The organism is Erwinia sorbitola (assembly GCF_009738185.1).
GTDB lineage: Bacteria > Pseudomonadota > Gammaproteobacteria > Enterobacterales > Enterobacteriaceae > Erwinia > Erwinia sorbitola.
Map to the genome: position 1 here is coordinate 543,045 of NZ_CP046509.1, position 21,332 is coordinate 564,376.

The following is a 21,332-nucleotide window of genomic DNA, read 5'->3' on the forward strand; positions in this document are numbered from 1 at the left end:
GATCGCACTATCCCTCGGCCGTTATCCTCAATAATTCTACAACTCGTTGCGCGCCTGCATTGCAAGCTCAAAGGAATTGAGTCGCGCTGCGCGATCAAAAATCTGCCCGTTAACCATCACTTCATCGGCCTGGGTCTCACGCAACAGCGCCGCCAGTCCCTGACGAACCTTCTCTTTATCACCCACTATCGACATACTTAGCGCTTGCTGCACGCCGTACTGCTCGGACGGTGACCACAGATTATCCATATTTTCCACCGGCGCCGGTAGCGGGGCAGGCTTGCCACGGCGCAGATTAATAAACTGCTGCTGCATAGAGGTAAACAGGAAGCGGGCATCGCGTTCGCTATCTGCCGCGACAACGTTGACACATACCATCGCATACGGTTTTTCCAGCCGCGCCGAAGGTTTAAAGTTTTCGCGATAAAGATGCAGCGCCTGTAACAGCATATCCGGCGCAAAATGCGAAGCAAAAGCAAACGGCAGGCCCATCTGAGCCGCCAGCTGTGCACTGTAGAGACTTGAACCAAGCAGCCAGACAGGAATTTTCAGGCCGGTTCCCGGCACCGGCTGGACGACGGGCTTCTCCTCTCCGCTATGATCAAACCAGCGGATCAGTTCGGCGACATCGGCCGGGAAGTTATCAACATGACCCGCCATATGGCGACGCAGGGCCATCATGGTACGCTGATCGGAACCTGGGGCACGCCCAAGACCAAGATCGATACGGCCAGGATAGAGTGACTCCAGCGTGCCAAACTGTTCGGCAATCACCAGCGGCGCATGGTTTGGCAGCATTATGCCACCGGAACCCAGGCGCAAAGTCTCAGTATTTGCCGCCAGATAGCCAATCAGCACTGAGGTCGCCGCACTGGCAATGCCGCTCATATTGTGGTGTTCGGCGACCCAGTAGCGGTGAAAGCCGAGTTTCTCGGACTGCTGCGCCAGAGATCGTGATGTATGAAAAGCATCGCGTGCGGATGCTCCCTGTGGAATAGGGGCAAGATCCAATACGGAAAGAGGGGCGTTCTTTTTATCAGGCATAGTTGCTCACTTTGTCTAACGGCCAGGATATGCGCCATGTGCAAATAATGACAGGCTACGGGATCTGCTGCCCGGGTAATTGTCCGTTCGCAGCGATCCTTAAAAATAAGCAGACACAACGGTAATAGTCTGGGAATAGTCATAGTGCCAGGCCTGAAAGTATCATCTATCGTCAGGCAGAATAAAACCGCTAATGTTTTATCGCGAGTATTGCGCAGAGGATCAGGCCCACCGCCAGAACGGCGGTGGGGAATAGCAGAAGGATCAGTTCACCAGCTCCAGTCCGGCAACTCGACGCCAGTAGCCGTTACAGTCATCGTTGGGTGCCATTGTCAGCGGCTGCTGGCCGGTTTCATTGGCACGGAACTGATTTACCATCGACAGCGTTCCAATATCCTGTGGTGACAGACGGACAATATCCACCAGCCCCTGCATGGAGATCAGGTCATTGCCAAGGTTATAGCAGCTACCGCTCATGGTCTGGATGCCGTTCAGCACGAACACCTGCTGATCTTCCTGAGTACGTACGCGCCGCCCCTGCGGATAATCAATACAGCAGGTCTGACACTCATCCTTACTGCGATTTTCAGAACGGGCAGTAAAGCAGCGGGCGGAGTACGCCAGCGGCAGATAGCCGTAGCTTAACACCTCAACCTCAAACTGCTGGCGAATAGCCAGATCATCACACTGTTTCAGCAGCTGTACCAGCCAGTCGCGCGACAGCTCCACTGGCATACACCAGCGCGTCATGCCCATTTTCAACAGCAGTTGCAGAGTCACCGCGTTATAGACATTTAATGCAGGCCCGGCGACAAACGGCACACCGGCTTCATTTGCCAGCGTGACGGCACCAAAATCATTTGCTTCGATCAGAAACTCGCCGTTATCCACAAAGCGCTTCAACTCGGTCAGCTCAGACGGCGACTGCACCAGCGCAAGGGTGCTGAGTACCACCTGTTTACCGGCTGAGGCCAGCGATTTTGCCATACTCAGCCAGTCGGCGGTTTTGGTGGCGCGCCGTTTGCTGCACACGGACTCGCCGAGATAGACAATCTCAGCCTCGCTGCTGGCCGCGGCCTGATAAAATTCATTCAGCGTTTCTTTTGGCCAGTACCACAATACCGGGCCAAGTGAGTATTTCATGGGTTCTCCTACTGCCACTGACGGTGATAGGCACCGAGCGTTGTCTGGGTACCTTCACTGAGCGCACTCAGCGCCGCCATCCACTGCGGCTGCGCGGTAAAGCTTTGCGGATCGGCCTTGCAGCGATCGATGGCCTGACGCCAGATCCGTGCAACCTGCTCAACATAGGCCGGGCTGCGCTGGCGTCCTTCTATTTTGACGGAGACAATATTGGCGGCCATCAGCTCCGGCAACAGCGCCAGGGTATTCAGGCTGGTCGGTTCTTCCAGCGCATGGTAGCGCACGTCATCCACCTTATATCGGCCCTTACACAGCGTGGGATAACCGGCATTTTCACCGCTGTCATAGCGGTCAATCAGCACTTCATTGAGCCGTGATTCCAAACCTTGCTGTGTTTGCTGCCAGCGAACGAAGCGCGCCGGGGAACAGGCTCCCACGGTATTGGGCGACTCTCCGGTCAGATAAGAAGAGAGATAACAGCGCCCCTCGGCCATAATACAGAGGCTGCCGAAAGCGAAGACTTCGAGCGGAACCGTAGTATCACGCGCCAGCTGGCGAACCTGATGCATTGACAGCACACGCGGCAATACCACGCGGGCAACATCAAAGTTACGCTGATAGAAACGCACGGCAGCCGCATTAGTGGCAGATGCCTGCACTGAGACGTGGCGCTCAATATGAGGATATTTTTCAGCGGCGTACGCCAGCATGGCAATATCTGCCAGGATTAAGGCATCGGCCCCCGCATCGGCGGCCATATCAACGGCACGCTGCCAGCGTGCGTAGCCGTCAGGGTGGGCAAAAGTATTAATGGCCACATGTAGTTTGCGTTTACGCTGATGGACGTAGCGCGCCGCTTCCTGCAGGCGTTTATCGGTAAAATTCAGCCCTGCAAAGTGGCGTGCGTTGGTCTCGTCTTTCAGGCCGATATAAACTGCGTCGGCACCATTTTCAATGGCCGCTTTGAGTGCCGGAAGGTTTCCGGCCGGGCAGAGAAGTTCCATAAGGTTCGATCCAACTAATCAGAAGAGTTGATGATTTTAGTGATGAAGTCGGTGACAAATTTTGATTTAAGGCAGCTAATGGCGTATTGATGGGATTAGTGTTCCCTGATAAAACTCGTATTTACCGTCATACTTCAAGTTGCAGGTGCGTTGTCTGCTCCCGCTTACAGGTTTACCACCTGTCTGCATCCAGGCAGGCCCATAAGGGAACTCGAATTATTTAAGGTAAAGTTCGCACACTTTGTTGATCCAGCCGTCAGATGCTTTTTGTTGCTGTGGCAAAATAGCTGAAATTTATTCGTAAGGAGTGATAATGGTGTTGAACCCAATACGCAGCCAATGTGTCCGCTACGGGCCGCAATTACTGCGTTTTCCGCTGCGGTTTACCCCGTTTGCTATGAAGAAGCCGTTACTACAGGCGTTGATACGATGGCAGTTTCAGCAGGCGCTGGCTGAAGGCGAGCTTGATTTTCTTGAAGGGCGCTGGCTGGGGATTGAGGTCAATGATCTTGAGTTACGCTGGTCAATCACACTGGAACAGGGGCAACTTCGGGTGGCCGACCGTGAAGAGGCCGATGTCTGGTTTCGCGGCAATGCCAACGACTTAGCGCTTATCGCTGCCCGCAGACAGGATCCTGATACTCTGTTTTTCCAGCGTCGTCTGTTAATTGAAGGCGATACTGAGCTGGGTCTGGAAGTGAAAAACCTGATGGATGCTATCGATCTGGAATCCATGCCAGCTCCGTTGCGCATTGGACTAATGCAACTGGCTGATTTTATTGAGGCCGGAATGAAAGAGGACGCGATTTCCCCGGCGGATCGCGCAGGTGTATCATGTTAATTCGCTCAGAAATTGGCATTGATGCTGCAAGCATCGACAGCCTGCTGCGTCGCAGTTTCCCCACTTCTGCGGAAGCAGAGCTGGTGCAGCAATTACGTGAAGATGGGTTATTAACTCTCGGTGTGGTGGCAACAGATGATGAAGGTCAGGTGCTTGGCTATGCCGCTTTCAGCCCCGTCACACTCAACGGTGAAGATCGTCAGTGGGTGGCATTAGCACCGCTGGCAGTTGATGAGAGCGTACGTAAGCAGGGCCTGGGTAAGCAGCTGATCTACGAAGGGCTGGATACGCTGAATGAGTTTGGCTATGCCGCCGTAGTGGTACTGGGCGATCCCGCTTACTTTGAGCCTTACGGTTTTGAACCGGCTGCACACCATCAGCTGCACTGCCGCTGGGAAGACAGCGGGGCTGCGTTTCAGGTCTATAAATTGGCGGATGATGCCTTTAACGGTGCCGAGGGGCGTATTGAGTTCTCGGAACCATTTAATCGTTTCTGAGCGCAGCAAGCCACTGAGCTAGTGACGCAGGCTGGTGTTCTACCAGCCTGATCTTCTGCGTCTTTTTTAGCTGCTTAACCTGATACTCCAGCTTCGATGCCAGCGAGCGATCCCCTGCCTCGCAGTGAAACAGCAGCTCCAGCGGCCCCTTCCCGCGTAATGCCTTCGCCCCTTTACCGCTCTGATGCTGGGCAAATCGGCGCGTCACGTCATTAGTTATCCCGGTATACAACATCCCGTTGGCAGTACGCAGAATATAGAGGCGCCAGTTGGCAGGCGCAGCAGGAGTCATAGAGAATCTCGGTGAAAAGCAGTGCGGCTACTTTAGCGCATATCGAGCAGGAGTGGGAGTAAGGGAAGCTCAACAAAGGCCAGCCAGAGGCCGGCCTCAGTACACATTACGCTGCATCAAGGATACGCAATGATTCGCGGTTAAACGCGGGCAGATCGTCAGGGGTACGGCTGGTAACCAGTCGGTCGTTATCAACAACGACTTCTTCATCGTAAAAGTCTGCGCCAGCATTTTTCAAATCAATCACCACCGGTTTTACGGTAGTCATTTTACGTCCGCGAACGGCATTGGCGCTGATCAGCAGCTGCTGCCCGTGACAGATGGCAAACACCGGCTTGCCCAGGGCGACAAAGGCTTTAGTAAATTCAACAAAACGATCGTCACCGCGCAGTGTATCCGGTGAATGGCCTCCAGGCAGTAACAGCGCATCAAACTCTGCCGGATGCACATCGTCGATACTTTTATCAACCTTAACCGTGGCTTTACCCTGTTTACCGGTAATGGTTTTACCCGCTTCACTATCAATGGTGATCACCTGATGACCGGCTTTTGTATACGCTTCGGCGGGAGAAGTAAATTCTGAGTCTTCAAATTCATCGGTAATCAGCACCGCAATTTTCTTGCTCATATTTTCTCCTTTAAATTTTATTTAACAGCGTCATAAGTGTGGTTCACTGACGCTGAAAATCAACCCGGAGCAGGTTCATGTTTTATAGGTTGATGATTTTAGAGGGGATCATGGGGCACACAAAGGTAAAGAAGACGCAGGTTGCTGGTGTTTAGGTATACAGCACCTTATGATAATTCCCCATTAAGTTCCCATTATCCAGGACGATCTCATGGCTACTCTGCATCTGTTACTTGCTTTTGCCTCCTACTTTTTCACCAGCTGCGCGATGGTACTGGTATTCCTGTTTATTTATACCCGTATTACACCCCATAACGAATGGCGCCTGATTAAAGAGAATAATCTGGCGGCCACCTGGGGCTTTATTGGTGCGCTGCTGGGCTACATCATTCCGCTGGCCAGCGTGGCGATTAACTCGGTTAATCTGCTGGATTACCTGGTATGGGGAGCGGTAGCTCTGGTGGTACAGCTGCTGGTGTTTACCGTGGTGCGCCTGTTTATAGCGGATATCAGCCGCCGTATTGAAGATAATCACGCGGCTGCCGGGCTGTTCCTTGGCGGTGTGTCGACGGGTGTTGGTATCCTGAATGCGGCCTGCATGACCTATTGATCATCAGCGCAGCTGGTGGATAACCTGGTTGCTGCTGCCACGCCACAGCAGCGCCGGGTCGCGTAATGCCTCAACGTATTTCCCGTCGATCAGCACATTAACTCCTTCGATCACCTGCTGTTGCCGGGCTGTCAGCTCCTCCAGCCGGTAGCCCGTCCACATCCAGATATCCTTGCCAGCGCATTCGCGCTGCACCCGGCGCACGAGCCGACCGACATCCGCCAGATTGGCCGGATGCAGCGGATCGCCGCCTGACAGTGACAGTCCCTGGCGCGGAATACGCGTATCGTTGAGATCGGCTATCAGCCGCTCTTCCATCTCAATAGTAAACGGCACCCCGGAGTTAACCCGCCAGGTACTTTTGTTATAGCAGCCGTGGCACTCATGCACACAGCCTGAAACAAAAAGCGTACAGCGCGTTCCGGGGCCGTTAACGATATCCACCGGGTAATATTGATGAATATTCACCCCAGCTGGCCGTTGCTAAGGTGTTTCACCCGGCGCTTAACCTCCTCCTGCTTCCCGGCGTTAAACGGACGCGCGTCAGGGCTGCCAAGATAGCCGCACACCCGGCGCGTAACGGAAACGCGGGCGCTGTCGTGGTTACCACATTTCGGGCAGGTAAAACCTTTGCTGGTGCAGTCAAACTCACCGGTATAGCCGCACTCATAGCACTCGTCGATCGGCGTATTGGTTCCGTAATAGGGCACACGGCTGTAGCTGTAATCCCATACGTCTTCCAGCGCCTTAAGGTTGTGCTGAATATTGGGATACTCGCCGTAACAGATAAAGCCCCCGTTCGCTAACGGTGGATAACCGGCTTCAAAATCGATTTTGTCGTACGGATTGACCTTCTTCTCAACGTCAAGATGGAAGCTGTTGGTGTAGTAGCCTTTGTCGGTGACGCCCGGCACCACGCCGAATTCGGCGGCATCAAGGCGGCAGAAGCGATCGCACAGGTTCTCGCTCGGGGTGCTGTAGAGACTGAAACCGTAGTCGGTTTCCTCTTTCCATGCATCCACTGCGGCGCGCAGGCGGGCGACAATCTCCAGCCCTTTGGCGCGCAGCTGTTCATCATCGTAAGGATGCACGCTGCCGCCGCTCAGGGCATTCAGCGTCTCATGAACGCCAATATAGCCCAGGGAGATTGATGCTCTGCCGTGGCGGAAGATAGATGCTACCGAGTCGTCAGCCTTCAGGCGCACCCCACAGGCACCCTCCATATAAAGGATAGGCGCAACGCGGGCTTTAACATTCTCCAGCCGGGCGATACGCGTCATCAGAGCTTTTTTCGCCAGCAGCAACCGCTGGTCGAGCAGCGTCCAGAAGCGTTCTTCATTGCCCTTCGCCTCCAGCGCAATACGCGGCAGGTTAAGGCTTATCACGCCAATATTATTACGTCCTTCATGGATCTGCTTACCGTTCTCCTCATACACGCCGAGGAAGCTGCGACAGCCCATTGGCGTTTTAAACGATCCAGTGACTTTTACCACCTGGTCGTAATTGAGGATATCCGGATACATACGCTTGCTTGCACACTCCAGCGCCAGCTGTTTGATATCGTAGTTCGGCTGGCCAGCGGAGCGGTTCAGACCTTCTTTAATGGCAAAGACCAGTTTCGGGAATACCGCCGTTTTATGATTTTTCCCCAGCCCGGCAATACGGTTACGCAGAATGGACTGCTGAACCAGGCGTGCTGCCCAGCTGGTGCCAAGGCCAAAGCCAAAGGTGACAAACGGCGTCTGACCGTTAGCGGTATGCAGCGTATTCACTTCATACTCCAGCGACTGGAAGGCGTCGTAGCACTCTTTTTCTGTGCGTGAAAGCGCATAAGCCTCTACATCTGCGACCTGCCACTGCTGTGCGGTGGCACGATGTTTTACCAGGCTGGCTTCCACAAAGGGTGCCAGCACCTCATCGATGCGGTTAATCGTGGTACCGCCGTAAATATGGCTGGCTACCTGGGCGATGATCTGTGCAGTGACGGCGGTCGCGGTAGAGATCGACTTTGGTGGTTCAATCTCGGCGTTACCCATCTTAAAACCATGGGTGAGCATGCCGCGCAGGTCGATCAGCATACAGTTAAACATCGGGAAGAACGGCGAGTAGTCGAGATCGTGATAGTGAATTTCGCCGCGTTCGTGGGCGCTGACCACATCGCGTGGCAGCATATGCTGACGGGCATAGTGTTTGGCAACAATACCGGCCAACAGATCGCGTTGAGTCGGGATCACTTTGCTGTCTTTATTGGCATTTTCATTCAGCAGTGCAGGGTTGCTCTGCTCAATCAGACCACGGATCTCATGATTCAGTCGACCGCGCAGCTCGCGTGCAACATCCCGACCGTGACGATATTCAATATAGCTACGTGCCAGCTGGGGATAACGGCCCGCCATCAGCTGATTCTCAACCGCCAGCTGTACCTCTGCAATATCCACCTGCGATCGGGTGGTGAGTTTAGCGCTAACCAGACTGGCAGCGGTTGCGCAGTAATCATCATCATCAATTTTGGCTGCTGTTGCCGCAGCACGAATAGCTGCCTCAATACGCGCTGAATCGAAGACGACCTGACAGCCGTCCCGTTTGATTACCTGAGTTGCCACCGCTGCTCTCCCTGATAAGGAAATCTATATGTAGTTTGTGAGGTGTATAGTAAACGCTATATGTAGTATTTTATCGAATTTAACCGAGGTTTTATTGACCTAAGGCAAGGATCTGCAACCAGCGAAGCAAAGATAAGCGATGGTAAACGTCGTCACTGTTTTTTGACGGTTATGCGACATATTTTGCTATCAAGGTGTGCTGTGGCGGTTGCATTCGACCCAGAGGAATCACTACTATTGCCGGTTGCCGTTGAGCGAAACCCATTTCGCTCTAGTCACTCAGGGATACTGTCAGATGTCGTCTGTCGCTTATAACGAAAAACAGGTCATACGCTGGCTCGGTGCGCGTACCGTCGCCCGTGCGCGCGATCTGGTTGCCAGCGTACAGAATCTCCAGTGGCAAAATACCCTGTTGACGGGGGAAGTGCCGGGGCGTAAGGCTGAACCTTTCAGCGTGATCGTGCACTTCAGCCGGCCGCAGGGGAAGCTGCTTGCCAGCGGCGAGTGCAGCTGCGCGGTGAAAAATAACTGCAAGCATGTTGCGGCGCTGATGCTGTCAAACCTGCAACCGCGTCAGCCCAAAGCAGCGGCAGTGCTGAAAACGATTCATGCAGAACCGGTTCCGGTGCTGCAACTGCAATCGCGGGCAAAATTTATCAGCGGCTATGGTCACTATGGCCATCGCCAGAAGCGCCTCGATTTTGCCTCGGTCAGCTTTGATTACGCCGGGGTAAGTGTCGATGCAGGCAGCCGCGCAGAGAGCTTCACCGATCGCGCAGGTTTGCGCTATTACGTTGAGCGTCAGGTAAAAGAGGAACAGTCCTGGCTGGCAGAGATCCGCACCGCCGGGCTGAATGCTATTCCCTCCGGACATATCTATACGCCAGTTCCGCTGCCCCCGGCGATCTTCGCTCCGGAATCACCGGCACTGTGGCGACACTTTATTAAAAAAGAGCTTCCGGCGCTGCGAAAGCGTGGCTGGCGCATCAGCATGGATGATGAATTTACCTGGAATGTCTCCGAGGTTGATGCGATAGAAGGGCGTGCGGTACAGGGCGACGATGGCTGGTTCGATCTGGAACTGGCGATGAAAATTGGCCGCCGTCGCGTACGGCTGGAGCCGCTGCTGGCGAAACTGTTTGAGCGCGATCGCCGCTGGATGTCGGGTAATCTCAGCCTGATTGCCGACGATGAACAGATTGAGCTACGCGATGAGAAGAATCAGCGCATGATATTCCGCGCGGCCCAGCTTAAACCGCTGGTGGGTAATCTGATCGACCTTTTTGACAATCCTCAACCGCAGCCGCTGCGGCTGGCCGCCTGGGATATCGGGCGTCTCAGCCAGCCCGGCGAAGAGCGCAGCCGCTGGATATTTGATGGCGATAATGCGGTACATCAGCTGGCAGAACGGCTAAACGGCCAGAGCGGAGTGCAGGCTATTGACCCTCCTGCGGGCCTGAATGCCACCCTGCGCGATTACCAACAGCAGGGCGTTAACTGGATGCAGTTCCTGCGTCAGCATCAGCTGGCAGGGGTGCTGGCGGATGATATGGGATTAGGTAAAACCATTCAGACGCTGGCTCATCTGCTGCTGGAAAAGGAAGCCGGACGTCTTGACCGGCCAGCTCTGATTGTGGTGCCGACCACGCTGGTACATAACTGGTGCTGTGAGGCGCGGCGTTTTACGCCTGACCTGCGGGTGCTGGCTCTGACCGGGCCGCAGCGCAAAGAATTTTACGACCAGATGGAGCAGTATGATGTGGTAATCACCACTTATTCGCTGCTCTGGCGCGATCAGCCGCAGCTGGTGGCGCAATACTATCATCTGCTGATCCTCGATGAAGCGCAGTATGTTAAGAACAGCGCCTCTCGCGCCGCCTCGGTTATTCGCACGCTGAAAACCCGGCACCGCCTGTGCCTGACCGGGACGCCGCTGGAAAATCACCTCGGAGAGCTGTGGTCGCAGTTTGATTTTCTGCTGCCGGGCTTCCTTGGCAGCGAACGTGACTTCACCCGGGACTGGCGCGTACCGGTGGAGCGCAACGGTGACAGAGTCCGGCGCGAGCTGCTGGCGAAACGCGTGCGGCCGTTTATGCTGCGCCGTCGCAAGCAGGAGGTGGCAAAGGAGCTACCGCCGAAAAACACCATTGTGCGCAGCGTACCGCTGGACGGAGCACAGCGTGACCTGTATGACCAGGTGCGTACCGCGATGCAGGATCGCGTACAGCTGGCGATGCAGCAACAGGGGCCGGGGCGCAGTCATCTGCTGGTGCTGGATGCGCTGTTGAAACTGCGCCAGATCTGCTGCGATCCGCGCCTGATGTCCGATCCACGCGCCGAGCGGGTGAAAAACTCCGCCAAGCTGGCGCTGCTGCGCGAGATGCTGCACGACCTGCTGGCGGAAGATCGGCGCATCCTGATTTTCTCACAGTTCACCACGATGCTCGGCATCATCGCTGAAGAGTTACAGAAAGCGCGAATTCCCTACGTTATGCTGACCGGCAGTACGCGGGATCGTACCGAACCGGTGCGGCGTTTCCAGCAAGGGGAAGTGCCTGTTTTTCTTATCAGCCTGAAAGCGGGCGGTGTCGGGCTGAACCTGACGGCGGCAGACACCGTGATCCACTACGATCCCTGGTGGAACCCGGCGGCAGAAAATCAGGCCACCGATCGTGCCTACCGCTTAGGCCAGGACAAACCGGTGTTCGTTTATAAGCTGATCGCGGCTGATACTATCGAAGAGAAGATCGTCGCCATGCAGCAGCAAAAAGCTGAACTGGCAGGAGAGATCCTCGATGACGAACTGAGCGAACCCGCCAGCTTCACCCAGGACGATCTCACCGCGCTGTTCAGCTAACCCTGCGCAACGGGGGCTAAGATACTTTCTGATACCACCACACTGCTTCCCACGGGCGCAGCATCACTTCACCGGGAGTCACATGGGTATCCGGGTAGTTGCTGATAAGCACCTCCCAGTGGCCGCTATAGGCTGGCGGATGCCACACCTGGGTATCCCCGCTGAAATTGGTCGCCACAACCAGCGTTTCCCCGCTTATCCGACGGCAGTAGCACCACAGGTGGGGATGATCGGGCAGCAGGTCGAGGTAATCCCCCTCGGTTAAAATAGCGTAGCTTTTGCGCAGGGCAATAAGCTTCTGATAACAGAAAAATACCGAGTCCGGATCGGCCAGCGCAGCGGCGGCGTTTACCGTGCTGATATTGTCGCTCATGCCAATCCACGGGGTACCTTCGGTAAACCCGCCGTTATCACTGCTGTCCCACTGCATTGGAGTACGGCCGTTATCGCGTGATTTGCTGGCAAGAATAGCCAGCAGGTTATCGCTGTCGCGCCCCTGAGAGCGCAGTTCGGCGTACATATTGTGGCTTTCAATATCGCGATAATCGATGATGCGCGTGAAGTGCGGGTTGGTCATCCCCAGCTCTTCTCCCTGAAAAATATAGGGCGTGCCCTGCATGCCGTGCAGCGCCAGCGCCAGCAGCTTGGCCGACTCCACGCGATACCTCACCTCATCGCCCCAGCGTGACACCACCCTCGGCTGATCGTGGTTACACCAGAACAGCGCGTTCCACGCCTGATTGTGCATTCCCTGCTGCCAGTGGGTAAAAATCGCCTTCAGCGCGACCAGATTAAGCGGCGTCAGCGTCCACTTCTGACCCTGATAAAAATCCACTTCTACATGATCGAAGCTGAAAACCATCGACAGCTCTTCGCCACTCAGCGCACCGTAACGCTGGCAGTGTTCCAGCGTGGCAGAGGACATCTCGCCCACGGTCACCAGCTGACGCGGGGCGAACACTTCGCGGCTCATCTCCTGCATAAACTCATGAATACGCGGCCCGTCGGTATACATCCGCAGACCATCTCCTCCGGGATCGTCAGCAAAATCCTGCTGCTTGGAGACCAGATTAATCACATCGAGCCGCAGCCCGTCGATACCGCGATCGGCCCAGAAATTGACCACCTGCTTTAATTCGGCGCGCAGATTATCATTTTCCCAGTTCAGCTCCGCCTGCTCCGGTGCCCAGAGGTGCATATAGTACTGGTTGCTCTCCGGATGCCAGCGCCATGCGCTACCGCCAAACTTCGAAAGCCAGTTGTTCGGCAGCTGGCCGGGATTACCCTCGCGCCAGATGTAGTAAGAGCGATAGGGGCTTTGCGGATCCAGCGCCTCATGAAACCAGTGATGCTGCGTGGATGTGTGGTTAAATACCATATCGAGAATAATGCGCATTCCGCGCCGGTGCGTTTCCGCCACGAGATTATCGAAATCACTCAGGGTGCCAAACTGCGGATCAATGGCGGTGTAGTTGGCTACGTCATAGCCGTTATCTACCTGCGGGGAGAGATAAAAGGGCGTCAGCCAGAGGGCATCAACCCCTAACTGCTGTAAATAGTCGAGCCGGGCGATTACGCCGGGGAGATCCCCCGTACCGCTGCCGGTGGTATCCTGAAAACTCTTGGGATAGATCTGATAAATCACGCCATTCTGCCACCACGGGGGCGTTGTTTTCATGGTTTTATCCTGATATCCGGTGAGCTGCTGGGAACGATACCCCCTAAGATTAGCCACAGAGCGACAATTCCGCACAGTCTGTGGCGACATAAGTGTGTCAGGGTGAGAATACGCGGGTGGCAGCAGGTTTCACGCAGCGGTAACTTGATGTGAAAAGCGAATTATGTTTTAAGAGTGCATCAAAAAAAAAGGATGTTCTGATATGCCCTGGTTTCTGCCTCGCCTGCTGTTTACCTGTTCCCTGATCCTGCCATTTGCTGTCATTGCCGCCCCGGCGGGTACATTACCGCTCATGCCCTGGCCGCAGCAGGTGGAACAGCCGGAAGAGGGAGGGAGCCTGGCTTTGACCATGCCGCTGGCGATTCAGGTTGAGGGCGATAACCTGAAAGAGTCACTACCGCGCTGGCAGCAGCGGCTGGCGCGCCAGACCGGTAGCCCCGATCTGCCTGTCTCCGCCAGCGCGACGCCGTTAAATATTCGCATTGCCCGCCAGGTTGACGAGGTACCGCAGCCGGACAGCGACGAGAGCTACCGGCTGGTGGTCAGCGCTGACGGAATTACGCTGGATGCTGCCACCCGTTTTGGTGCGATGCGCGGTATGGAAACCCTGCTACAACTGGTTCATAACAGTGCGCTGCCGCTGGTCACCATTAACGACCGTCCACGCTTTCCATGGCGCGGCATCATGATTGATTCAGCCCGCCATTTTATGCCGGTCGAGACCCTGAAACGTCAGATTGACGGCATTGCCGCTGCGCGGATGAACGTCTTTCACTGGCACCTCACTGACGATCAGGGCTGGCGCTTTGCCTCGCGCCACTTCCCCCAGCTACAGGAAAAAGCCAGCGATGGACTGTGGTACAGCCAGCAACAAATGCGGGATATTGTCAGCTATGCCACCCGTCGCGGCGTGCGCGTGGTGCCTGAAATTGATTTCCCTGGTCACGCATCGGCGCTGGCCGTAGCGATGCCAGAGCTGATGGCCGCGCCGGGGCCTTATCAGATGGAGCGTGGGTGGGGCGTATTTAAACCCTTGCTCGATCCTTCAAATGAACAGGTTTATCAGTTTATCGATACGCTGGTGGGGGAAGTGGCGGAGATCTTCCCCGATCCCTGGCTGCATATTGGCGGCGATGAGGTTGATCCCAGCCAGTGGAATGACTCAGCGGCGATCCGCCAGTTTATGCAACAAAAAGGGCTGAAAGACAGCCAGGCCTTGCAGGCTTATTTCAATCAGCGGGTAGAGAAGATTCTGGAAAAACATCAGCGGCGAATGATGGGCTGGGATGAGATCTATCATGCCGACCTGCCGCGCAGCATCCTGATTCAGTCATGGCGGGGGCCGGATTCGTTGGGCGAAATAGCGAAGAACAACTATCAGGGGATCCTCTCCACCGGTTTCTATCTCGATCAGGCGCAACCTGCGGCATTTCACTACCGGAACGAAGTCTGGCCGCAGGGCCTGAAAGAGGGCGATCGTATCAGGGAGGGTGAAGCAGCGCAGAGCTGGAAATTTAGCCTGCCGCGCCTTAAGGGCAAGCCGCTCCAGGGCAGTTTTACCCTGATTGATGCAGTCGGTGGATGGCGAGGTTTTATTGACTTCGAAGGGCGATCGCGCCGAATGGTGCGCGAGATCCGCTGGCTGTCACCTACGCAGTTTACTTTTCGCGTTGACAGCTGGATGGGTGAGCTTCAGCCCGTGCTGACACAGGCGGGAGACAACATCAGCGGCTACTGGCGCATCGGCAACGTGCGTTACCCGACGGTGGGCAGCAGGCTGCCGCAGCCCCCGCAGGGGATCACTCCCGAACTGCCGGATGAAGCGCAGTTGAAAAATAATCTGCTGGGTGGCGAAGCGGCGCTGTGGAGCGAAATTATCGATGAGAATGTTATTGATGTCCGTCTGTGGCCCCGGGCATTTGTGGTGGCGGAGCGCCTGTGGTCGGCGAAGGATGTCACTGATGAAAAAAATATGTATCAGCGCCTGGCGGCGGTGGACAGCTGGTCTGCGGTATCGGTGGGCCTGCAACAGCACGCGGAAACCCAGCTACAGATGATGCGTCTGGCTAACAGCAGCGACACTATACCGCTGCAAATTTTCGCGCAGGCTTTGGAACCGGCGCAGTTCTATACCCGCCAGCACCTGAAATATCAGGCCGGGCATTATACCCAGGCGGAACCGTTAAACCGGCTGGCCGATATATTGCCAACCGAGAGCAACAAAATTCGCGAGCTGGATCAGCAGGTGGATGCGCTGATCGCCAACCGGGGCGACCGCAAAGCGGCACAGGCGATACGTCGTCAGCTTGAGGCGTGGCGGCAGAATATCCCTCTGGTGGAGCCGATGCTGACGCAGAACCCACAGCTTCGGCCGCTAATACCGGTGGCAGGTCAGGTAGCGCAGATCAGTCAGATGGGGCTGTCACTGCTGGATGCAATGGAGAAGGAGCGCGCTTTCGGCGCACGTGAGGTGGCGAAAATGCATCAACTGCTCGATCAGGCAGCGCTAACGCAGGATGAGGTGGTGATCGCGCTGGTGTACCCGATAGAGAAACTGCTGCGGTCAGAAAGGTAAGCGAGTGGGTCGATCGTCGATCGACCCGCCAGCATCAGCGACGTACGGCGATCGCTTCGATTTCGATATTGACATCTTTTGGCAGACGCGCAACTTCCACGCATGAGCGCGCCGGGAAGCTGGCCTGATGCTCAGTGAAGAAAGCTTCATAGGCCGCGTTGACGGTGGCAAAGTCATTCAAATCTTTCACGAAAACTGTCGTTTTAACGATATCGCCTACTTTCAAACCGGCAGCTTCGACAATCGCCCGCACATTTTCCAGCGACTGGCGCGCCTGGGCGGCAATATCTTCCGGCACGGCACCGGTTTTCGGGTTAACCGGAATCTGCCCGGAAGTGAAAATCATACTGCCGAGATCGACACCCTGAACGTAAGGGCCGATTGCAGCGGGAGCGTTTTCTGTACTGATTTCGCGAGACATTGTTTCTCCTTAATACCATTGATTGTGCGGCTGCGGGCCGGGCATGCCCGACCCCTGAGAGGGCGCTATTACAGCAGAACCGGCCATGCCGCCCCCGCGCCTGTGTGGAACATCCTGCACACTGAATTTGTGAAATGCAAACGGCTTTAACCGTTCGCCATTACCACATGATGCGCGAACTCTTTCTCGCAATATTTACATTTCAGATAGAGCGCGTTCTGCCGCTGCTTCACCGCAAAGCTGGAGTAAACCGGCTCTGAACGACTGATACAGTTGCTGTTCGGGCAGCTCAGTACGCGCTCAATACGATCCGGCAGGGCGGGCGAAATCTTCGCTACCACATTGTAATCATCAATCCGGTTAACCGTAGCGTGCGGTGCGTACATCGCCAGCTGATTGATCTGATCTTCGGTAAGGAAGGTATTCTCGATCTTGATCAAATCTTTACGGCCCAGCTCGCCGGACGGCAGATTCAGTCCGATGGTAATGCGCTGGTCAGTCTCCGTCAGGCGAAACAGGGAGAGCAGCTTAAAGCCCACCAGGGCCGGGATATGGTCAATCACCGTGCCGCGTTTAATTGCCTCAACCTGTAATTTGTTATCGTGTGTCATAGCTTATCCCCTTACAGAACCGGTTCGCTGTTAAGTACCAGCGCCAGAAGTGCCTGGCGAGCGTAGATGCCGTTGCCCGCCTGCTGGAAATACCAGGCGTGTGGCGTGTGATCAACTTCCGTGTCGATTTCATCAATACGCGGCAGCGGATGCAGGACTTTCATATTTTTGCGTGCTCCCGCCAGGTCAGAGGCGCGCAGAATAAACTGGGCTTTAACGTTAGCGTATTCAGACGGATCCAGACGCTCTTTCTGTACGCGGGTCATATACAGAATATCCACCTGCGGTACCACTTCCTCAATGCTGTCATGGCGCGTCCAGACAATGCCTTTTTCATCGAGCATATCGGTAATATAGGCCGGCATTGCCAGCGCATCGGGGGCGATAAAGTAAAAGCGATTGCCCTCAAATTTTGCCAGCGCCTGCGCCAGTGAATGCACGGTGCGGCCATATTTTAAATCGCCGACCATCGCGATGCTGAGATTGTTCAGGCGACCCTGGGTTTCCTGAATGGTGAACAGGTCGAGCAGAGTCTGGGTGGGATGCTGGTTAGCTCCATCGCCTGCGTTCAGCACCGGAATCCCGCCGGAAAACTCGGTAGCCAGACGGGCGGCCCCTTCCTGCGGATGACGCATCACGATGGCATCCACATAGGTACCAATCACCGAAATCGTATCGGCCAGCGTTTCCCCTTTCTTGCCCAGCGAGGTGTTGCTGCCGTCGGAGAAACCAACAACAGACGCGCCAAGCCGATGCATCGCCGTTTCAAAAGAGAGGCGGGTTCGGGTGGAGGCTTCAAAGAAACAGCTGGCAATCACGTTATGTTTCAGCAGCTCAGGCTGCGGGTTCGCTTTCAGGCTGGCGGCGGTGTGCAGCACCAGCTCCAGCTCTTCACGATTCAAATCGTTAATTGAAATAATGTGTTTGTGATATAGGGGGTTAGCCATTTCCACTCCTTTTGCTCGTCATCATTCATAAGGCAGCGGTGTTAGCTGCCTCACAAATGCCACAGAGCAAAGTGTTTGCATTGAAATTTGGGCAAAAAAAAGCCCCTCAATGAGGGGCTTTTCTTGATGATCGGTCATGCAACGAGAGGAAAAACAGAGCTGCCCGCCTGTAAAAAGGCGTTGCGATACGGCTTCATTCACGCGACTCAGTTTCATGCTTCCTCCCGGCAAACGGGGAGCATTATACGCATTCAATCGCCTGCGGCAAGCGAAAAACGCTAAACGTAATCGTTTGCCTGCGCCTAATCAGCCTTGTTTAGCCAGCGTCGCAACCATCACGGCTTTGATGGTGTGCAGCCGGTTTTCCGCCTGATCAAACACCACGCTGTGGGATGATTCAAACACTTCATCGGTCACTTCCATACCGCCGTGCAGATCGTACTGCTGCGCCATCTGCTGGCCCAGCGTGGTCTGATCGTCGTGGAAAGCGGGCAGACAGTGCAGAAATTTCACCTGCGGGTTCCCGGTGGCTTTCAACATAGCCGAATTGACCTGATAAGGACGCAGCAAAGCAATACGTTCATGCCATACTTCTTTCGGTTCGCCCATCGAAACCCAGACGTCGGTATAGATAAAATCAGCGCCCAGCACACCGTCAGCAATCTCTTCCGTCAGGGTGATTTTACCGCCGGTTTTTTCTGCCACACTGCGGCACTCCGCCACCAGCGCGGCATCCGGCCAGCAGCTTTTTGGTGCGATCAGTCGCAGATCCAGGCCGACCAGCGCCGCTGCTTCCAGCAGGGTATTGCCCATATTGTTGTGGGTGTCGCCAACGTAGGCCAGCGTCATCTGGCTGAAGGGTTTCTCCGGCAGATGTTCCTGCATGGTGAGCAGGTCGGCCAGCAGTTGGGTAGGGTGAAATTCGTTGGTCAGCCCGTTCCACACCGGCACACCGGCATATTGCGCCAGCGATTCCACCAGCGCCTGGCCATGGCCGCGATACTGAATACCGTGATACATGCGGCCCAGCACGCGTGCGGTATCTTTCATCGACTCTTTATGGCCAATCTGGCTGCCGCTCGGGCCAAGATAGGTGACGTTCGCGCCCTGATCGTATGCGGCAACTTCGAAAGAGCATCGGGTACGGGTCGAGTCTTTTTCGAAGATGAGCGCTATATTTTTACCTTTCAGGTGCTGAATTTCTTCGCCATTTTTCTTATCGGTCTTCAATGTAGACGCCAGCGCCAGTAAACCGTTGATTTCAGCAGGTGTGAAATCGAGCAGCCTGAGGAAGTGACGTTGATATAACTGACTCATAAAGCACTCCAGGTAACTTAAACCCTTCATACTCAAGTCGCCTGTGTGTTAGCTGCTCTTGCTCACCTGAATCACTTACCTGAGTAAGCCTGCCGGGATCCGCTCGCTTGCTGCCTTCATGCAACTCGAATTATCTTGGGTGTGTGATGAATTAAAATTCAATTTAACTGTATTAATATTCACTTTCAACCCCGCCGAGCAGAAACTTGCTTTTAAAGGTAGTGACGCAGGATGCACTGTGGGAAAATACGCGAAATAACGCCCTATTGAGGAACAGATCATGGCTAACGAAGCATTGTTGGAAGAGCAGCGTGAAGAAACGCGGCTGATTATTGAAGAGCTGCTGGAAGATGGCAGCGATCCGGACGCGCTCTATACCATTGAGCATCATTTCTCCTGCGACAGCTTCGATGCCCTTGAAAAAGCGGCAGTGGAAGCGTTCAAGCTGGGTTATGAAATCACCGAGCCGGAAGAGTTGGATCTGGAAGACGGTACCAAAGTCATGTGCTGCGATATCCTCAGTGAAGGTGCGCTGAACGCCGAGCTGATCGACGCGCAGGTTGAGCAGCTGATAGATCTTGCGGCCAAATTCAACGTTGACTACGACGGCTGGGGCACCTACTTCGAAGATCCGGATGCGCAGGATGATGACGAAGATGAAGAAGATGGTGAATCCATCGATGGCGAAGATAACGGCATCCGTCATTAATTTTGTATCACAATGGGTCAGGCATGCCTGACCCCTACTGAGTTTGCTTTAATGAATACCGAACACCTTCTTGCCCCTGTCCTCGACTTCCTCCACTGCCGTACCCCACAAGCCTGGATTGATGAAGCGCGTAAGCCGCAGCATCTGCCGCTGCTGCTGACCGATCATCTGGTGTGCGAACTGAAAGCCGCGCAGACCGCCATGTGGCTGATCCGTAAATATGTTGCGGACAAGGCCAGCGGCGATGCGTTGCTGGCCTGGCTGAAACCCTGGGAGCAGTTTGTCCATAACGACCAGGCAGATCTGGCTTTCCTGGAGCAGCATAAAGGCCTGTCGAAAACTATTATCAGCCGCGAAGAGGTGCCGTACGGCGATGAGCTGGTGGATAAAATGGTGCTGCTGATCAAAGAGGAGCTGCACCATTTCTATCAGGTGCTGGAGATTATGCAGGCGCGCAATATTCCCTATATGCGTATCACCGCCAGCCGCTATGCCAAAGGGCTGCTGCGCGAGATCGCCACGCACGAACCGCAGACGCTGGTAGATAAGCTGATTTGCGGAGCCTATATTGAAGCGCGATCCTGCGAACGGTTTGCCAGCCTGGCACCGTACCTGGATGATGAACTGGCAGCGTTTTATATTTCTCTGCTGCGCTCAGAGGCGCGTCACTACCAGGATTACCTGGCGCTGGCTGCGCTGATCTCACCAACGGATATCAGCGCACGGGTGCGTAAAATTGGCGAAACAGAAGCGCGTTTAATCAGCGAACCGGACAGCCAGCTACGTTTTCACAGCGGCGTACCGGTGTTGCCCTGACGGAGTGACGGCGAAGTTACAGTATTTTCAGCATGGTGACTTCGCAATCCACATGTCCCGTTGAACCCATCGGGCCGTCAATATGCTCAAAGCCAAGATGCTCATACAGGCGAATAGCGCGCGTCAGTGAGGCGGTAGTTTCCAGATAACAGCGTTTAAAGCCCTGTTCGCGGGCATACTCCAGCGCCTGAATTGCCAGGCGACGTGCCAGCCCCAGGCCGCGCACCGACGGCATAAAATACATTTTCTGTAATTCACAGACATCAGCATCGCTGCAAGCCAGCGGTGCCACCCCGCCTCCGCCCACGACTTTACCTTCCAGCTCAACCACCCAGAATGCGCATTTTTCTGCGCTGTAGACTTCATACAGATGGTCAAGATTTGGGTCAGAAACCGTGTAGCCTTTATCTGCTGTCAGGCCGAACTCAGCCGATACAGCACGGATCACTGCGGCAACATGCGGATTGTCAGCGGGAGTAATCGGGCGCACGCGCAGGGTTGTCTGAATTGCGGTTGTCATACATTTCGCTCATGGTCTGTCGATTGCAGGTAGTGTAATAACACTGGCAGCCTGCGGATGCAATATCTGTGCGACCCGGAACAACTGGACTGAGGTGTAGCGTAAATGATAATTATTTATTGTCGGGTTTCATTCGCCATGCTTAAATAGCCGCGCTATTAATTACAAGTTTATTTTCTGCTTTGCAGAAGACTATTTCTATTTTCAGGAAGAAAAATA

General features: G+C 54.9%; 21 protein-coding genes. 7 read left to right on the plus strand and 14 right to left on the minus strand.

Going from position 1 to position 21,332, the window contains the following annotated elements:
* Positions 1–36: 36 nt before the first annotated feature.
* The 3 genes from GN242_RS02505 to ubiU all read right to left on the minus strand — a co-directional run bounded on the left by GN242_RS02505 (position 37) and on the right by ubiU (position 3,191).
* On the minus strand, positions 37–1,044 hold the full coding sequence (locus GN242_RS02505; RefSeq protein ID WP_156286852.1) for a luciferase-like monooxygenase: 1,008 nt from the start codon (positions 1,042–1,044) through the stop codon (positions 37–39).
* Between the two features lie 264 nt (positions 1,045–1,308).
* Positions 1,309–2,187 carry a U32 family peptidase gene (locus GN242_RS02510; protein WP_154753109.1) on the minus strand — a complete coding sequence of 293 codons (879 nt, stop codon included), beginning with the start codon at positions 2,185–2,187 and terminating at the stop codon, positions 1,309–1,311.
* 8 nt (positions 2,188–2,195) lie between these two features.
* Entirely contained in the window at positions 2,196–3,191 is a 996-nt protein-coding gene (gene ubiU, locus GN242_RS02515; protein ID WP_154753108.1) for a ubiquinone anaerobic biosynthesis protein UbiU, read from the minus strand.
* 316 nt (positions 3,192–3,507) lie between these two features.
* On the opposite strand from ubiU, the gene ubiT reads away from it, so the two are divergent.
* Together ubiT and GN242_RS02525 are read left to right on the plus strand one after the other, a co-directional pair.
* The gene (gene ubiT, locus GN242_RS02520; RefSeq protein WP_156288168.1) at positions 3,508–4,032 is read left to right on the plus strand and encodes a ubiquinone anaerobic biosynthesis accessory factor UbiT; all 525 of its coding nucleotides are present in this window, start codon (positions 3,508–3,510) and stop codon (positions 4,030–4,032) included.
* Positions 4,026–4,529, plus strand: a complete 504-nt coding sequence (locus GN242_RS02525) for a GNAT family N-acetyltransferase (protein WP_156286853.1) — start codon at positions 4,026–4,028, stop codon at positions 4,527–4,529. Before ubiT ends, GN242_RS02525 begins: the two co-directional genes overlap by 7 nt.
* Here the strand turns inward: GN242_RS02525 and GN242_RS02530 are convergent.
* Positions 4,516–4,821 (minus strand): GIY-YIG nuclease family protein, encoded by a 306-nt coding sequence (locus GN242_RS02530; protein WP_154753105.1) that lies wholly within the window; start codon positions 4,819–4,821, stop codon positions 4,516–4,518. The genes GN242_RS02525 and GN242_RS02530 overlap by 14 nt on opposite strands.
* Before the next feature lie 106 nt (positions 4,822–4,927).
* A complete protein-coding gene (locus GN242_RS02535; RefSeq protein WP_156286854.1) occupies positions 4,928–5,449 on the minus strand; it encodes a type 1 glutamine amidotransferase domain-containing protein in 522 nt (173 codons plus the stop codon).
* 211 nt (positions 5,450–5,660) lie between these two features.
* On the opposite strand from GN242_RS02535, the gene GN242_RS02540 reads away from it, so the two are divergent.
* Positions 5,661–6,059 (plus strand): DUF350 domain-containing protein, encoded by a 399-nt coding sequence (locus GN242_RS02540; protein WP_156286855.1) that lies wholly within the window; start codon positions 5,661–5,663, stop codon positions 6,057–6,059.
* 3 nt (positions 6,060–6,062) lie between these two features.
* Here the strand turns inward: GN242_RS02540 and nrdG are convergent, their stop codons facing one another.
* Entirely contained in the window at positions 6,063–6,527 is a 465-nt protein-coding gene (gene nrdG, locus GN242_RS02545) for an anaerobic ribonucleoside-triphosphate reductase-activating protein (protein WP_156286856.1), read from the minus strand.
* Entirely contained in the window at positions 6,524–8,662 is a 2,139-nt protein-coding gene (gene nrdD, locus GN242_RS02550; RefSeq protein WP_156286857.1) for an anaerobic ribonucleoside-triphosphate reductase, read from the minus strand. Before nrdD ends, nrdG begins: the two co-directional genes overlap by 4 nt.
* Before the next feature lie 295 nt (positions 8,663–8,957).
* Here nrdD and GN242_RS02555 point away from each other — a divergent pair, with 295 nt between their 5' ends.
* Complete coding sequence (locus GN242_RS02555; protein WP_156286858.1) at positions 8,958–11,519, plus strand: DEAD/DEAH box helicase; 2,562 nt, start codon at positions 8,958–8,960, stop codon at positions 11,517–11,519.
* Positions 11,520–11,535: 16 nt separating this feature from the next.
* Here GN242_RS02555 and GN242_RS02560 read toward each other — a convergent pair whose 3' ends face one another.
* Positions 11,536–13,197, minus strand: a complete 1,662-nt coding sequence (locus tag GN242_RS02560) for an alpha,alpha-phosphotrehalase (RefSeq protein ID WP_156286859.1) — start codon at positions 13,195–13,197, stop codon at positions 11,536–11,538.
* A 202-nt stretch (positions 13,198–13,399) separates the two neighbouring features.
* Here GN242_RS02560 and GN242_RS02565 point away from each other — a divergent pair, with 202 nt between their 5' ends.
* Entirely contained in the window at positions 13,400–15,772 is a 2,373-nt protein-coding gene (locus GN242_RS02565; RefSeq protein WP_156286860.1) for a beta-N-acetylhexosaminidase, read from the plus strand.
* Between the two features lie 34 nt (positions 15,773–15,806).
* On the opposite strand, the gene ridA is transcribed toward GN242_RS02565, so the two are convergent.
* The 5 genes from ridA to argF all read right to left on the minus strand — a co-directional run bounded on the left by ridA (position 15,807) and on the right by argF (position 19,068).
* Positions 15,807–16,193 (minus strand): 2-iminobutanoate/2-iminopropanoate deaminase, encoded by a 387-nt coding sequence (ridA, locus tag GN242_RS02570; RefSeq protein ID WP_156286861.1) that lies wholly within the window; start codon positions 16,191–16,193, stop codon positions 15,807–15,809.
* A 146-nt stretch (positions 16,194–16,339) separates the two neighbouring features.
* On the minus strand, positions 16,340–16,804 hold the full coding sequence (pyrI, locus tag GN242_RS02575; protein WP_154753098.1) for an aspartate carbamoyltransferase regulatory subunit: 465 nt from the start codon (positions 16,802–16,804) through the stop codon (positions 16,340–16,342).
* Positions 16,805–16,815: 11 nt separating this feature from the next.
* Positions 16,816–17,751 carry an aspartate carbamoyltransferase gene (gene pyrB, locus GN242_RS02580; protein WP_154753097.1) on the minus strand — a complete coding sequence of 312 codons (936 nt, stop codon included), beginning with the start codon at positions 17,749–17,751 and terminating at the stop codon, positions 16,816–16,818.
* Positions 17,752–17,772: 21 nt separating this feature from the next.
* Positions 17,773–17,967, minus strand: coding sequence for a hypothetical protein (locus GN242_RS02585; protein ID WP_156286862.1), 195 nt, complete (start codon positions 17,965–17,967; stop codon positions 17,773–17,775).
* A gap of 90 nt (positions 17,968–18,057) precedes the next feature.
* Complete coding sequence (gene argF, locus GN242_RS02590) at positions 18,058–19,068, minus strand: ornithine carbamoyltransferase (protein ID WP_154753095.1); 1,011 nt, start codon at positions 19,066–19,068, stop codon at positions 18,058–18,060.
* A 280-nt stretch (positions 19,069–19,348) separates the two neighbouring features.
* On the opposite strand from argF, the gene rraB reads away from it, so the two are divergent.
* Entirely contained in the window at positions 19,349–19,777 is a 429-nt protein-coding gene (rraB, locus tag GN242_RS02595) for a ribonuclease E inhibitor RraB (RefSeq protein ID WP_154753094.1), read from the plus strand.
* Between the two features lie 51 nt (positions 19,778–19,828).
* Positions 19,829–20,593, plus strand: coding sequence for a tRNA isopentenyl-2-thiomethyl-A-37 hydroxylase MiaE (gene miaE / locus GN242_RS02600; protein ID WP_156286863.1), 765 nt, complete (start codon positions 19,829–19,831; stop codon positions 20,591–20,593).
* Between the two features lie 16 nt (positions 20,594–20,609).
* Here the strand turns inward: miaE and GN242_RS02605 are convergent, their stop codons facing one another.
* Positions 20,610–21,113 (minus strand): GNAT family N-acetyltransferase, encoded by a 504-nt coding sequence (locus tag GN242_RS02605; RefSeq protein WP_156286864.1) that lies wholly within the window; start codon positions 21,111–21,113, stop codon positions 20,610–20,612.
* Positions 21,114–21,332: the final 219 nt, after the last annotated feature.

Excerpts from the sequence above, each read along its gene's own strand:
- ubiU (WP_154753108.1), bottom strand. The coding sequence starts at position 3,191 with ATGGAACTTCTCTGCCCGGCCGGAAACCTTCCGGCACTCAAAGCGGCC.
- rraB (WP_154753094.1), top strand. The coding sequence starts at position 19,349 with ATGGCTAACGAAGCATTGTTGGAAGAGCAGCGTGAAGAAACGCGGCTG.
- GN242_RS02565 (WP_156286860.1), top strand. The coding sequence starts at position 13,400 with ATGCCCTGGTTTCTGCCTCGCCTGCTGTTTACCTGTTCCCTGATCCTG.
- GN242_RS02525 (WP_156286853.1), top strand. The coding sequence starts at position 4,026 with ATGTTAATTCGCTCAGAAATTGGCATTGATGCTGCAAGCATCGACAGC.
- pyrI (WP_154753098.1), bottom strand. The coding sequence starts at position 16,804 with ATGACACACGATAACAAATTACAGGTTGAGGCAATTAAACGCGGCACG.
- pyrB (WP_154753097.1), bottom strand. The coding sequence starts at position 17,751 with ATGGCTAACCCCCTATATCACAAACACATTATTTCAATTAACGATTTG.
- GN242_RS02585 (WP_156286862.1), bottom strand. The coding sequence starts at position 17,967 with ATGAAACTGAGTCGCGTGAATGAAGCCGTATCGCAACGCCTTTTTACA.
- ridA (WP_156286861.1), bottom strand. The coding sequence starts at position 16,193 with ATGTCTCGCGAAATCAGTACAGAAAACGCTCCCGCTGCAATCGGCCCT.
- GN242_RS02505 (WP_156286852.1), bottom strand. The coding sequence starts at position 1,044 with ATGCCTGATAAAAAGAACGCCCCTCTTTCCGTATTGGATCTTGCCCCT.
- GN242_RS02605 (WP_156286864.1), bottom strand. The coding sequence starts at position 21,113 with ATGACAACCGCAATTCAGACAACCCTGCGCGTGCGCCCGATTACTCCC.
- GN242_RS02540 (WP_156286855.1), top strand. The coding sequence starts at position 5,661 with ATGGCTACTCTGCATCTGTTACTTGCTTTTGCCTCCTACTTTTTCACC.
- GN242_RS02530 (WP_154753105.1), bottom strand. The coding sequence starts at position 4,821 with ATGACTCCTGCTGCGCCTGCCAACTGGCGCCTCTATATTCTGCGTACT.
- GN242_RS02555 (WP_156286858.1), top strand. The coding sequence starts at position 8,958 with ATGTCGTCTGTCGCTTATAACGAAAAACAGGTCATACGCTGGCTCGGT.
- GN242_RS02535 (WP_156286854.1), bottom strand. The coding sequence starts at position 5,449 with ATGAGCAAGAAAATTGCGGTGCTGATTACCGATGAATTTGAAGACTCA.
- miaE (WP_156286863.1), top strand. The coding sequence starts at position 19,829 with ATGAATACCGAACACCTTCTTGCCCCTGTCCTCGACTTCCTCCACTGC.
- GN242_RS02560 (WP_156286859.1), bottom strand. The coding sequence starts at position 13,197 with ATGAAAACAACGCCCCCGTGGTGGCAGAATGGCGTGATTTATCAGATC.
- GN242_RS02510 (WP_154753109.1), bottom strand. The coding sequence starts at position 2,187 with ATGAAATACTCACTTGGCCCGGTATTGTGGTACTGGCCAAAAGAAACG.
- argF (WP_154753095.1), bottom strand. The coding sequence starts at position 19,068 with ATGAGTCAGTTATATCAACGTCACTTCCTCAGGCTGCTCGATTTCACA.